This window comes from Actinoplanes sp. CA-142083, assembly GCF_050942195.1.
In the GTDB taxonomy this organism is placed as follows: Bacteria; Actinomycetota; Actinomycetes; order Mycobacteriales; family Micromonosporaceae; genus Actinoplanes.
This window is the reverse complement of the sequence record NZ_CP192076.1, coordinates 7,350,401-7,363,989: the sequence shown is the minus strand read 5'-3', so window position 1 is coordinate 7,363,989 and position 13,589 is coordinate 7,350,401. Positions and strand designations below refer to the sequence as shown.

General features: G+C 69.8%; 9 protein-coding genes. 8 read left to right on the top strand and 1 reads right to left on the bottom strand.

Annotated elements, in window-relative coordinates; all coding sequences use genetic code 11:
* The first annotated feature begins 47 nt into the window (after positions 1–47).
* The 7 genes from ACQPZX_RS33750 to ACQPZX_RS33720 all read left to right on the top strand — a co-directional run bounded on the left by ACQPZX_RS33750 (position 48) and on the right by ACQPZX_RS33720 (position 10,016).
* On the top strand, positions 48–1,997 hold the full coding sequence (locus tag ACQPZX_RS33750; protein WP_433364320.1) for a GMC family oxidoreductase N-terminal domain-containing protein: 1,950 nt from the start codon (positions 48–50) through the stop codon (positions 1,995–1,997).
* A 90-nt stretch (positions 1,998–2,087) separates the two neighbouring features.
* Complete coding sequence (locus ACQPZX_RS33745) at positions 2,088–3,359, top strand: cation:proton antiporter (protein WP_433364317.1); 1,272 nt, start codon at positions 2,088–2,090, stop codon at positions 3,357–3,359.
* A 31-nt stretch (positions 3,360–3,390) separates the two neighbouring features.
* On the top strand, positions 3,391–4,032 hold the full coding sequence (locus ACQPZX_RS33740; RefSeq protein WP_433364315.1) for a YesL family protein: 642 nt from the start codon (positions 3,391–3,393) through the stop codon (positions 4,030–4,032).
* Positions 4,029–5,546, top strand: a complete 1,518-nt coding sequence (locus ACQPZX_RS33735; protein ID WP_433364312.1) for an extracellular solute-binding protein — start codon at positions 4,029–4,031, stop codon at positions 5,544–5,546. The genes ACQPZX_RS33740 and ACQPZX_RS33735 overlap by 4 nt, the downstream gene beginning before the upstream one ends.
* A complete protein-coding gene (locus ACQPZX_RS33730) occupies positions 5,546–6,499 on the top strand; it encodes an ABC transporter permease (protein ID WP_433364309.1) in 954 nt (317 codons plus the stop codon). The genes ACQPZX_RS33735 and ACQPZX_RS33730 overlap by 1 nt, the downstream gene beginning before the upstream one ends.
* Entirely contained in the window at positions 6,499–7,356 is an 858-nt protein-coding gene (locus tag ACQPZX_RS33725) for a carbohydrate ABC transporter permease (RefSeq protein ID WP_433364306.1), read from the top strand. Before ACQPZX_RS33730 ends, ACQPZX_RS33725 begins: the two co-directional genes overlap by 1 nt.
* Positions 7,357–7,358: 2 nt before the next feature.
* Positions 7,359–10,016 carry a hypothetical protein gene (locus tag ACQPZX_RS33720; RefSeq protein ID WP_433364303.1) on the top strand — a complete coding sequence of 886 codons (2,658 nt, stop codon included), beginning with the start codon at positions 7,359–7,361 and terminating at the stop codon, positions 10,014–10,016.
* On the opposite strand, the gene ACQPZX_RS33715 is transcribed toward ACQPZX_RS33720, so the two are convergent.
* The gene (locus ACQPZX_RS33715) at positions 10,009–12,501 is read right to left on the bottom strand and encodes a galactose-binding domain-containing protein (RefSeq protein WP_433364300.1); all 2,493 of its coding nucleotides are present in this window, start codon (positions 12,499–12,501) and stop codon (positions 10,009–10,011) included. The two genes, ACQPZX_RS33720 and ACQPZX_RS33715, sit on opposite strands and share 8 nt — an antisense overlap.
* 84 nt (positions 12,502–12,585) lie before the next feature.
* Here ACQPZX_RS33715 and ACQPZX_RS33710 point away from each other — a divergent pair, with 84 nt between their 5' ends.
* A complete protein-coding gene (locus ACQPZX_RS33710) occupies positions 12,586–13,518 on the top strand; it encodes a nucleotide excision repair endonuclease (protein ID WP_433364297.1) in 933 nt (310 codons plus the stop codon).
* The last annotated feature ends 71 nt before the right edge of the window (positions 13,519–13,589 follow it).

Genomic DNA, 13,589 nt, shown 5'->3' with positions numbered 1-13,589 from the left:
AATCTAGGCATCTTCCCAACAAGTTAACGCTGAATTACAGTTCAAGCATGGAGCTGACGGACACGCAGCGCGCCACCCTGGCGAGCATCTGCGACACGTTCGCGCCGGGCGACGGGGCCGGCATACCGTCGGCCGGCGAGCTCGGCGCGGTCGACATCATGGCCGCGCTGGTCCTGCACAACCCGCGCGACGCCGAGGTCCGGCAATTCCTGCGGCTGCTGGACCTGTGGGAGTCGCCCGTCGTGCGACTGGCCCTGGGCGGCGGCGCCCGGCGGTTCTCCCGCGAGCCCCAGCAGCGGCGCGAGCAGATGCTGCTCGCCCTGGCCGAGTCCCGCATCGCCGCCAAGAGGGCGCTCTTCCAGGCCCTCAAGGGCGCCGCCACCCTCTCCTACTACATGGCGCCCGGGCCGGACGGTCACTCGCCGCTGTGGGACGCCATCGGCTACCCCGGCCCGCTCGGCGCCCGGGCCGACGCGCCGGCGCCCCCGCTGACGCCGATCCGCCCGCCGGCGGCGACCACTTTCGACTGCGATGTGGTCGTCGTCGGCTCGGGCGCCGGCGGGGGCACCGCCGCGGCCGTCCTCGCCGCCCACGGCCTCGACGTCATCGTCGTGGAGAAGGGCGAGTACTACGACGACAAGGACTTCGACGGCGGCGAGCTCTCCGGCCTGTCCCGGCTCTACGCGCCGGGCCCGGCCGGCAGCGCGGAAGGCCAGCTCAGCCTCCTGCAAGGGCAGTGCGTCGGCGGCGGCACCGTGGTCAATTACTCAACCTCATTCCGTACGCCTCCGCGGGTCCGCGGCGAATGGGCGGCGCTCGGGGTCCCGCAGTTCGCCACCGACGAGTACGAGCGCTGCCTCGAGGCCGTGTGGTCCCGGCTCGGCGTGAACCGCGACCACAACCAGATCTCCTCCCGCGACGCCCTGATGGAGCGCGGGCTGACCAAGCTCGGCTGGCATGTCGACGAGATGCCCCGCAACGTCCGGGGCTGCGACACCGGCATCGAGTGCGGCCGGTGCGGCCTGGGCTGCCGCATCGGCGCCAAGCAGTCCGTCGCCAAGACGTGGCTCGTCGACGCCGAGAGGGCGGGCGCCCGGCTCGTGGTCGGCGTCGACGTGCGCACGGTGACCATCAAGAGCGGCCGCGCGGCCGGCGTCACCGGGCGCACGGCCGGCGGCCACGAGGTGACCATCCGCGCCCGGGCCGTGGTGGCCGCGGCCGGCAGCGTGCGGACACCCGCGCTGCTGCGCCGCTCCGGCCTGACGAATCCGAACATCGGCCGGCACCTGCGCCTGCACCCGGCCACCGGCGTCTGGGGCGTCTTCGACGAGGAGGTCCGGCCGTGGGAGGGCGGCATGCAGACCCGGTACTCCACCGAGCACGCCGACCTCGACGGCAACGGATACGGCGTCATCTACGAGACCGCCGCCACCAATCCCGCCATCGCCGTGTCCTTCATGAGCTGGACCGGCGCCGCGACCCACCTGAGCCGGATGCGCTCGCTCCCGCATCTCAGCGGGGTCGGCGTCATCACCCGCGACCGCGACAGCGGGCAGGTCACGGTCGGCCGCGACGGCGAGCCAGTGGTGCGCTACCGCATCTCCGCCTACGACGCCGCGCACATGCGGGCCGGGATCGAGGGCGCCGCCCGGATCGTCGAGGCGGCCGGCGCGTCCCAGATGTTCTCCGGCCATCAGCGCGGCCGGATCTGGGAGCGCGGCAAGGATTCCCTCGACGACTTCATCCAGCGCACCAACGGCCTCGGCACCGCGCCCGGCGAGATCGCCATGGCCGCGCTGCACATCATGGGCTCGGCCCGCATGGGAGGCGACAAGAAGACCTCGGCCGCCGGCCCGGACGGAGCAACCTGGGAGGTCCCCAACCTCATCATCGCGGACGCCTCGACCTTCCCGACGTCGTCGGGCGTCAACCCGATGATCTCCATCGAGGCGATCGCGTACATGAACGCCGAGCGCCTCGCCGCCGCCCTGTCCTAGCTGCGACGTCCGGGGACGTCGCACGCAAACCGCGCTACCGCTGATCCCCGAAAAGCGCATGCCTCGCGCCTGAGCGGGCAGTTGTGGGCTGTGCAGAAGTCAGACGTGGTGTTCGCGGTGGTCGGGGTCGGGGCGTTGCTGGCCGGGATTCTTCCTCGGCTGCTGGAGCGGCGCCCCCTCTCGATGCCGATCGCCTTTCTCGGGCTCGGCATGCTCGCCTTCGGCCTGCCGCTAGGCCTGCCACATGCCGACCCCATCGCGCACCCCAAGGTCGCCGAGCACCTCACCGAGGTGGGGGTGATCGTCGCGCTGATGGGCGCCGGCCTGAAGATCGACCGGCCGCTCAGCCGCAAGGGGTGGGCGTCGACCTGGCGCCTGCTGGCGATCGCCATGCCGGCCACCATCGCCGCGGTCGCGCTGCTCGGCTGGTGGTGGGCCGGGCTCGTGCCGGCCGCGGCGCTGCTGCTGGGGGCCGCGCTGGCGCCGACCGATCCGGTGCTGGCCTCCGATGTGCAGGTGGGGGAGCCCACCGACGAGGAGGACTCCGAGGACGAGGTGCGGTTCGCGCTCACCTCGGAGGCGGGGCTCAACGACGGGCTGGCGTTCCCGTTCGTCTACGCGGCCATCGCGATGGCGGGCACCGCGGGACTGGGCTGGATCGGTCACTGGGCGTGGCAGGACCTGGGCTACAAGATGGTGGTCGGCGTGGCCGGCGGCCTGCTCGTCGGCAAGCTGCTGGGCTGGCTGTTCTTCCGGCCGCGGGCCGAGGCGCTGCGCCTGGCCCGGCATTCCGAGGGCTTCCTCGCCCTGGCGGCGACCTTTCTCGCGTACGGCGTCGTGGAGGTGGCCGGCGGATACGGCTTCCTCGCGGTGTTCGTCGCCGCCCGGGCGATCCGCGCGGCCGAGCGCTCGCACGAGTACCACCAGGTACTGCACGACTTCGCCGAGCAGGTCGAGCGGCTGCTCACCGTACTGCTGCTGCTGTTGTTCGGCGGCGCGGTGGTGGGCGGGCTGCTCAAGCCGCTCACCTGGCAGGCGGTTCTGGTCGGGCTGGCTCTCATCCTCGTGATCCGGCCGGTGTGTGGTTTCCTGTCGCTGCGGGGCGCGCCGGGGCACACCGCCGAGCATTGGGTGATCGCCGCGTTCGGCATCCGGGGCATCGGCTCGTTCTACTACCTGTCCTACGCGCTGACGCACGCGTCGTTCCCGGGCACCGAGCTGATCTGGGCGACCATCGGCTTCGTGGTGCTGGTGTCGGTCGTGCTGCACGGCGTGGCCGTCACGCCGGTCATGCGGCTGCTGGATCACGCCAACGAGCGCACGGGACGATCGCTGGCCGCACAAGACATAGATGAACGTTGACATTGATACGGTTCAAAGTTACGTTCACGCCGTGTACGCACGAGGTGGCTCGCCGACCTGGGTGATCAGGCTCTACGACGCTGCCGACGAGGTCCTCTGGGCGGCCCGCCTCAACCTGCTGTGGCTGGCGGGCACCCTGCTCGGCGGGATCGTGCTGGGCGCCGGCCCGGCCACCCTCGCGGCGTACACCCTGGCTCGCCGGCACGCCCGCGGTGAATCCTTTCAGGCCTTCCCGGCTTTCCTCGACGCGTACCGGCGGCAGTTCCTGCGGGGCACCGCCCTGCTTTTTCCGGTCCTCGGGGTAAGCGTTTTCCTGGTCAGTGACTATCTCTACTTCGCGAGTCGTGGGCCGGCGGCCACCGCCCCGCGGCTGGCCACGCTGGCGGGCCTGGCCGCCACGGCAGTCATCGCTTCCTATCTATTTCCGATGGTCGTGCACTACGACCTGGCCCCCCGAACATGTCTCCCCAAGGCGTCGCTGTTCGCCCTCACCCGGCCGGCCTCGTCGGTGCTGCTGCTGTTCGCCTTCCTCGCGGTCGTCAAGGCGACCGCGACGTACCCCTTCCTGGCCCTGGTGATCTCCGTCGGCGCATGGATCCAGCTGGACACGTGGCTGTGTCTGCGGTTCTTCGCCGAGAACGAGGCGCGTTTACGAGCGGAGCAGATCTCATGAGAACAACGAAGACCTTGGCGGCCGCGCTGGCCCTCACCACCGCCCTGACCGTCGCCGCCTGCGGTGACGACAAGGCCGAGGGCACCGGCGACACCATCACGATCATGTCGAAGCTGTACGGCACCGCGCCGAACCCGGACGGCGAGCTGCAGAAGGCCGTCGAGGCGCTGATCGGCAAGAAGCTCAGCATCACCTGGGTGCCCGACGCCAGCTACAACGACAAGGCGAACGTGACGCTGGCGTCCAACAACCTCCCGGACGTGATGGTCGCCGACGAGAAGTCGCCGTCGTTCGTGAAGACCGCCGAGGCCGGCGCCTTCTGGGATCTGACCGGCAAGCTCGACAAGTACCCGAACCTCAAGCCGCTCGACCCGCAGACCGCCAAGAACTCGATGACCAACGGCAAGACGTACGGGATCTACCGTGTGCGCCCGCTGCTGCGCTCCGCCATCTCGATCCGCAAGGACTGGCTGGCCAAGGTCGGCCTCCCGGAGCCGCAGTCGGTGCCCGACCTCTACACCATCGCCAAGGCGTTCCGCGAGCAGGACCCGGACGGCAACGGCAAGAAGGACACGTACGGCCTGATCATTCCGAAGTGGAGCGGCAAGTACGCCACCGCCAGCCCGTACGACGTCTTCGAGACCTGGTTCGGCGCGCCCAACGGCTGGGGCCTGCGCGACGGCAAGTACGTGCCCGGCTTCGACACCCCGGAGTTCCTCGCCGCCAACAAGGAGCTCAAGAAGTGGGTCGACGAGGGCCTGATCAACCCGGACTTCGCGACGCTGGACACCGGCAACTGGATGGACCCGTTCGTGCAGGGCAAGGGCGGCATCATCATCGACGTCGACGTGCGCGCCACCCAGCTCTACGACCTGTTCCGCGAGAAGAACGCGAAGGACGCCGACAAGGTCCTCATGGTCGGCAACCTCAAGCGGGCCGACGGGCAGAAGTTCTCGTCCCCGTTCACCGGATACAACAACGTGCTCGCCATTTCCAAACAGCGCATCCGTACGGACGAGCAGCTCGACCAGTTGCTGCAGGTGCTCGACAAGCTGGAGGGCAAGGAGGGCTCGATCCTGATCACGAACGGGATCGAGGGCCGCAACTTCAAGCTCGACGGCAACTACGCGGTGCCGATCGGCCTGGACGACCCGGCGGTCAAGATCGTGCAGAACGACGTGCAGAACGCCTTCATCCAGCTCGGCACCCGGTACAGCGTCAACGGCGGCTACTACCCGCTGAAGCCGGCCGACGAGGCCAAGCTCAAGCTGATCGAGCAGCGCAAGCCGATGGAGGACGAGGACCTCAAGACCGCCGTCCACAACCCGGCGCTGAGCGTGATCGCCCCGACCGCCATCGCGCAGGGCCCGACCCTCGACAAGATCATCCCGGACGCGCGGGTCAAGTACCTGTCCGGCGCGATCACCGAGGACGGGCTCAAGGCCGAGATCAAGCGCTGGTACGACGGCGGCGGCACCAAGATCACGCAAGAGATCAACGATCTCCTCAAGTGATGGCCACCCAACTGGCACCCCGCCAGGCGCCGGTCGAGTCTCCCCCGCAGGCGCCGCGGCGGTCGCTTCTGAAAAACCGGTGGCTCTACCTGATGCTGCTGCCCGGCCTCGCGTACTTCCTGATCTTCAAGTACTGGCCGATGTACGGCCTGACCATCGCGTTCAAGGACTACCTCCCGTTCCTCGGGTACTCGGACAGCCCGTGGGTCGGACTCAAGCACTTCGAGGCGTTGTTCACCGGCCCCGACTTCGGCCGGCTGCTGGTGAACACGCTGGTGCTGGCGCTGCTCACCGTGCTGTTCGTGTTCCCGGCGCCGATCGTGGTGGCGCTGCTGCTCAACGAGGTGCGGCAGAACGTGGTGAAGCGCTCGGTCCAGTCGCTGATCTACATCCCGCACTTCCTGTCCTGGACCATCGTGGCGTCGCTGACCTACCTGCTGTTCTCCGTGGACTACGGCGTGATCGCCCAGTTCATCCACGGCATCGTGGGCGGCCGGCCGGTCGACTACGTCGCCCAGGAGGAGTGGTTCCGCCCGATCATCGTGCTGCAGTCGCTGTGGAAGCAGACCGGCTGGGGGACGATCGTCTATCTGGCCGCCCTGGCCGGCGTCGACACGCAGCTGTACGAGGCGGCCCGGGTGGACGGCGCCGGCCGGTGGCGGCAGTTCTGGCACATCACACTGCCCGCCATCCGCCCGGCGATTGTCGTAATGGCCATCCTCACCTCGGGCCACCTGCTCGACACCGGCTTCGAGCAGATCTGGCTGATGACCACGTCGCTGAACCGCTCGGTGGCCGACGTCTTCGACACGTACGTCTATCAGGTCGGCATCACCCAGGGCGGTTACAGCTACGCCACCGCGGTCGGCCTGTTCAAGGCGGTCGTCGGCGTGCTGCTCATCTTCGGCTCCAACTGGCTGGCCAAGCGCCTCGGCGAGCGGGGGTTGTACTGATGCGTTCCCGGCTCTTCGACTGGTTCAACGCGGTGTTTCTGATCGGGCTGGGGCTGATCACCGTACTTCCGCTGCTCTATGTTCTGGCGGGGTCGTTCGCGAGCGAGTCGGAGATCGCGTCCCGGCATTTCTTCCTGTGGCCGGAGAAGTTCGTGACCACGACGTACGACTACATCTTCGGCACCGACACGTTCGTCCGCGCGCTGATGGTCACCGTGGTCGTGACCGCCGTCGGCACCGCCATCCAGGTGATGCTCACGCTCACGATGGCGTACCCGCTGTCGAAGAGCTACCTGCCCGGCCGGACCCTGGTCCTCAACCTCGTCATCTTCACGCTGGTCTTCACCGGTGGCATGATCCCGCTCTACCTCGTGGTGCGCGATCTCGGGCTGCTCGACAGCTACTGGGCGCTGGTGCTGCCGCTGGCCATCAACCCGTTCTACCTGATCATCGTGAAGACGTTCTTCCAGGCGCTGCCCGAGGCCCTCGAGGAGGCGGCGCGGATCGACGGCGCCAACGACCTGCAGGTCTTCCTGCGGATCGTGCTGCCGCTCTCCAAGCCGATCATCGCCACGTTCTCGCTGTTCTACGCGGTCGCCATCTGGAACGACTACATGTCGCCGCTGCTCTACATCTCGGACAGCCATAAGTGGACCTTGCAGATGCTGGTCCGCCAGCTCACCGCGCCGGAGGCCGACTCGGCCAACGCGCTGGAGGCCCTGCAGGGCTACGCGTTCCCCGAGCAGGGCGTGAAGTTCGCGATCATCGTGATCGCGACGGTCCCGATCCTGCTGTTCTACCCGTTCCTGCAGAAGCACTTCGCCAAGGGCGTTCTCATCGGCTCAGTGAAGGAGTGACAGTGAACCGTCGACAGGTGCTCGCGGGCGCGGCGTCCATCCCCCTTCTTTCGGCGATTCCGGCCCAGCGCCGTGCCGCACCACCGCCGGTGACGCTGAATTGGCTGGAAGGAACGCCTGGCGCGGCCGCCACGTCGACCTGGGGCACGCCCTGGCCCAAGGGCGAAGTCCCGGCCGGCACCTCCTTTCAGCTCACCGCGCCCGACGGCAGCGCCGTGCCGATGCAGAGCTGGCCGCTCGCGTATTGGCCGGACGGCTCGCTGAAATGGAGCGGGCACGCCGCGGCCCCATCGGTTCCGGCCGACTCCTACGCCCTCGCCGCCGGCGTTCCCGCCGAGCCGGCCATCGCGGTCACGGTGAAGAGCCATCGGGACTATGTGGACGTCGACACCGGTGTGATCCGGGCACGGATTCCCCGGCGGGGACGCGAAATCATCAGCCACCTGTGGCGCGGCGACAGCGAGATCGCGCGGCAGGGGGTGCTGGTGAGCTTGCGCCAGGAGCGGATCGAGGAGGACGAGGAGCGGGCCGCCCCGCGCGAGCGCTGCGAAAGCGTGATCCACAAGGTCTCGCTCGAGCAGCACGGTCCGGTCCGGGCGGTCGTGCGCATCGAAGGCCGGCACGGGAAGTGGCTGCCGTTCACCGTGCGGCTCTGCTTCTTCGCGGGCGCCGAGAGCGTCCGCATGATGCACACCTTCGTCTACGACCGGGACGGCTCGCGGGACTACATCGCCGGGCTGGGCGTGCGGTTCCAGGTGCCGATGCGCGACGCCGCCTACGACCGGCACATCCGGTTCGCGGGGGAGGGCGCCGGGCTGCTGGCCGAGGCGGTCAAGGGCATCACCGGCCAGCGTCGCGACCCCGGGTCGGCCATCCGGGCCGCGCAGATCGCCGGCACCAAGCTCCCCGATCCGTCCACCTGGGACCAGCGCGTCACGACCCGGCTGCAATACATTCCCGAGTGGGGCGACTACACGCTGAGTCAGCTGTCCGCGGAGGGATTCACGATCCAAAAGCGGACCAAGCACGGGTACGGCTGGGTCCAGGTCGATCAGGGCCGGCGGGCCTCCGGGCTCGGCTACGTCGGCGGAGTGACCGGCGGTGTGGCGTTCGGGCTGCGCGACTTCTGGCAGCGGCACCCCACCCAGCTCGACATCCGCGGCGCGCACACCGACCTGGCCGAGGTCACCGTCTGGCTCTGGTCGCCGGCGGCGGGCCCGATGGACATGCGCTTCTACCACGACGGCATGGGCCAGGACACGTACGCCGAGCAGCTCGAGGGCCTCAACATCACCTACGAGGACTACGAGCCCGGATTCGGCACCCCGTACGGCATCTCGCGCACCAGCGAGCTCACCCTGTGGGCGCTGGCCGCGACCCCGACGGCCGAGCGGTTCGGCGCGATGGCCGCCCAGGTCCGCACCCCGCCCCAGCTCGTCAACCCGGTCGGGCACCTCGTGGCGGCCCGCGTCTTCGGCGGCCTGTTCAGCCCGGTCGACCGCAGCAACCCGGCCAAGGCCGTCATCGAGGACCACCTCGACTTCCTGTTCGCTTATTACCAGAAGCAGGTCGAGCAGCGGCACTGGTACGGCTTCTGGAACTACGGCGACATCATGCACACCTTCGACGAGGACCGCCTGGTCTGGCGGTACGACGTCGGCGGCTACGCCTGGGACAACTCGGAGCTCTCGCCCGACCTCTGGCTGTGGTACGCGTTCCTGCGCTCGGGCCGCGCCGACATCTTCCGCTTCGCCGAGGCGATGACCCGGCACACCGGCGAGGTCGACGTCTACCACCTCGGCAAGTGGGCCGGGCTCGGCACCCGGCACGGCGTGCAGCACTGGGCCGACAGCGCCAAGCAGCAGCGGATCAGCACCGCCGTCTACCGCCGCATGTACTACTACCTGACCGCCGACGAGCGGACCGGCGACCTGCTCACCGAGCTCGTCGACTCGGACCGTACGTTCCTCGTGCTCGACCCCATCCGCAAGATCCGCACCGAGCCGTACACGCCGGACCCGCACGCCTTGTCGATCGGCCTCGGCACCGACTGGAGCGGCCTGGCCGCCGCCTGGCTCGCCGAGTGGGAGCGACGCGGCCCGAAGGCCGACCTGGCCCGGTCCAAGCTGCTCGGCACCATGGAGACGATCGGGGCCATGCCGAACGGCTTCGTGACCGGCAGCGGCCTGTACGACCTGGACACCGGCCGCTTCGCGCCGGTCACCGCCAAGACGGTCAGCGTCTCCCATCTGAGCGCCATGTTCGGCCAGGTGGAGATCTGCGCCGAGGTGATCGACCTGGTCGGCCAGCCCGCGTTCGAGGTGGCCTGGCTGCAGTACTGCCGGCTCTTCAACGCCACCAAGGCCGAGCAGGCGGCCGAGTGCGGCGTCGACTTCGGCAACCTCATCCTCAAGCAGGGCCACGCCCGGCTCACCGCGTACGCCGCCGTCCGCTTGAACGACGCCGCCCTGGCCACCCGCGCCTGGCGCGACTTCTACACCGGCGACGGCTACGCGCCCGACCTGCCCTGGGCGAGCCGGCGGGTGAGCACCACGCTCAATCCCACCGACGCCGCCGTGTGGGTGTCGACCAACACCACCGCCCTGTACGGCCTGTCCGCGATCCAGTGCCTGGCGTTGGTCGGCGATCAGATCAGCTGAAGGAGACGTCGTCGATGAGCACCTGATCCCCGTTGGGTTCCGTGCCGCCCGAGGCGAACGTGTACCCGCTGACCGTCGTCGCGCTGTTGCGCACCGGCACCGCGACCGGCGTGCCGCCGTTGATCTGGAGGGTGCCGCCACTCGCGGTGCGGGTGACCGTGATGGTCGACCAGGCGTTCATCGGCACCGACGGACCGCCCAGCGCGACATAGTCGCCCGCCGTGTACGCGTGCAGCGTCCCGTCCTTGAACACCGCGAGCGACAGCACCGGCGTCGTGCCCGAGTCGACGGTGAACAGGAACCCGCCCTCGGGGACGTTGGTGGCCCACTGCAACGGCTTGACCCGGAACGTGAGCGTGCGTGCCGCGGCGGCCGGGGCGGCGAAGGAGATGCCGGCGATGGCGTCGGCGGACGAATCGGCGATGCGCAGCGCCTGGTGGCTGCCGCCGCTGGTGTCGGTCGTGATCCAGTTCATGAGCGCCGGCCGGCTCGCGTCCGCGCCGCGCGGAAGGTTGCCCCACGGGTCGTTCTCGAAGCCGTCGACGGTGGAGTACAGCTCGATCTCGTTGAGGAAGGCGCACGAGGTGCCGAGCCCGGCGTCGCATCCGCTCGTCGCCGGCACGGTGACGCGCACGTAGCGCGCGGCGACCGGGGTGATGTCGGCGTAGGTGAGCGCCCGGGTGACGGCGTTGCTCAGGCTGGTCACCGTCGTCCAGGTCGCGTTGTCCGCCGAGACCTCCACCGTCGCGGACTCCGGCAGCTGCGGGCGCAGGCTCAACCCCACCCGATTCAACGTGTACGGCTTGCCGAGGTCGAGCTGCAGGGTGCCGGGGCCGCCGGTGGCGATCGCCGACGACCAGTAGGCGCGGCTGCCGTCGAACGCGCCGGCCGCTCCCGCCCGCGGGTGCGCGGCCGAGCCCCAGGTCATGTTGCCGGTGACCTGGAGCTGTCCGGCGGCCTTCAAGCCGGCGAGGTCGAGCTTGCCGGTGTTGGGGGTCACCACCGACACCTGCCGCTGCCAGATCCGGCTGGTCAGATCCACGGTGTACGGCGACTGGGCCGGCTGCGCGTGGAACGACGTGTCGGTGCGGACGCAGCCCCAGTGGTAGTTGTGGCAGTTGTCCCCGAACTGGAGGATGCGGTTGCTGCCGGTGCGGGCCAGCGAGGTGTTCCCGCTCGAACCGTAGCGCCACTGGTCGGGGTCGTTGCCCGTGTAGTAGCTCCGCGACGGGGTCACCGAGGTGGTCGGGCAGTTGCGGTACGTGTACTGCCCGGTCCAGCCGGTGGCGTTGCCGGTCGTCGAGAAGGCGATCCAGTTGTCCGGCTTGCCGGAGCTCAGCACGATCAGGCCGTTGGTCATCAGCTCCAGCTGCGGGTTGATGCCGGGCAGACCGCTCGCGGTCGGTTGCGCCACGCCGTTGCCGTTCCAGCCGCCGATCGTGCCGGTCATGGTCGCGTACGCGCTCCAGCTCAGCCCGTTGTCGGTGGAGGTGCTCCACTTCATGAAGTCGGAGCCGCTGCTCTGCCCGACGACGAGGTTGCGCATCACCGCGATCAGCGACCCGTTCGGCCGCTCGAGCAGGCCGGCCTCGCTGAAGTTGCTATTCGGGTACGCCGAGCCGAACGTCACGGCCTTGTTGGTGGCGGACAGCGGCGACAGCAGGTCCGGTCGCAGCGCCTGGAAGGTCCAGTCGGTTTGTCCCGCCGCGGGAGTCGCGACGGTCAGCGCGACGATGGAGTGGGCGGTGTTCGCGCGGTCCGATCCGTACATCGGCAGCAGCACCGAGCCGTCGGAGCGCTGGATCGGCAGCCCCGCCGTACGTGAGTAGGTCAGCGGGCTGGAGGCCGTCTGCACTGTGTCCGGGAACTTCACGGCGATCGGGGTGGCCGTGGCCGCGGCGCCGGTCGTGTCGGTGATGGTGCCGGAGTAGTCGTACCCGCTGGTGGCCTTGAATCCCACGGAGAACACCCGGCCGTCGCGCAGCTGCACCGAGAACGGGGCGGTGCCGCCGCTCACGGTGGTGGGCGTGGGCCACGACGAGCCGCCGTCCGCGGACACCGCCCGCAAGGTCTGCTCGGTGGCGCCCGAGACGTCACCGTTGTGGGTCCAGTACCCGGTGATCGCGGTCGTCGGCGCGGCGGCGCTGCCCTGGTCGACCGCGGTCATCTGCGGCCCGGCGCCCAGGTAGGTGGTGTCGCCCGTCTGCGGGGCGTCCCACACCGTGCGCATGCCGTTGTTGAAGTCCTTGTGCGTCGGGACCGCGCTGGCCGGTGAAGGGCCGGCCGGATCGCCGACGAGGTTTGCGGTGTCCAGCGCGTAGCCGCTCACCGGCCGGATCTGCTTGGCGGCATCGGCCACCTGCAACGAGCATCGGGCCACGCTGGAGTCGCCGTCGCTGGCATAGGCGGCGCCGGGCGCCGCGGCCAGCGCGAGAAGCTGGATCGATGCGGCCAGGAACGCCGGCACCAGGACACGTCGAGTCATCCGGATCATGCTGAACATCACTCCCTTGTGGGAAGTCCCCCGTCGCCGGTGAGCTTAGTGACTCACGCCGATACCGTGTGCCCCATGAGCCCACGCCCGCCGGCGGTGGCCAGGCTGCCCGAGGAGCCCGGTGTCTACCGGTTCCGCGGCGCGACCGGGGAGGTCCTCTATGTGGGCCGCGCCGTCAACCTGCGGCGTCGCGTCGGCTCCTACTGGGGCGATCTGCGCGGCCGCGCGCACCTGAGCGCGATGGTGCCGCGGATCGCCCGGATCGAGGCGCTCGTGTGCGCTTCGGAGCACGAGGCGGCCTGGCTCGAGCGCAACATCCTCGAACGCCACCTCCCGCCGTGGAACCGTACCCGCGGCGGCGAGGAGAGCCCGGTTCACCTCTGCCTCGACGTCTCGGCGACCACGCCCGGCCTCCGCGCCGCGCACCTGCCGCGCAGCGGCTGCTTCGGCCCGTACCTGGGTGGGCTCAAGGTCCGGATGGCGGTGACCGCTCTGCATCGGGTGTATCCGCTGGCGTACACCGGAATCGCGCTCACCGCCGCCGAGCAGGAGATGGCTCGGCTCCGGGGCGTGGTCCCGGCCGACCGCCCCCGGTTCGCCGAGGCGCTGACCGCGGTGCTCCGGCGTCGCCGGCAGGCGGTCCGGCAGGTGTGCGCTGAGCTGTCGGCCCGCCGCGACGAAGCCGCCGCGGCCGAGGCGTTCGAGCTGGCCGCCCGCATCCAGGAGGAGCTGGCCGCGATCGCCTGGATCACCGCGCCGCAGCGGGTGACGACGATGACCGCCACCGACGCCGAGTTCAGCGCGTACGCCGGCGGCGTCCGCGTGCGGTTCGAGGTTCGGGGCGGCCGGCTGTGCGACTGGCACGAGAGCCCTGCCGCCGAGCCGGAGACCGGACCCGCGGTCCCGCCCCGCTGGGCGTCCTTCGCCGGGCGCAACGCGGCGCTGGCCGCCGCCCTCGATCCGAGGATGCATCCGCCCGGCCGGCGGGACGGGTCGGGCAGCGGATAGCGACGGCACTCGATCTGTACTACGGTCTGTGCTCTCGATGCAACTGAATGTCCAGCTGAAGCCGTGGTGCC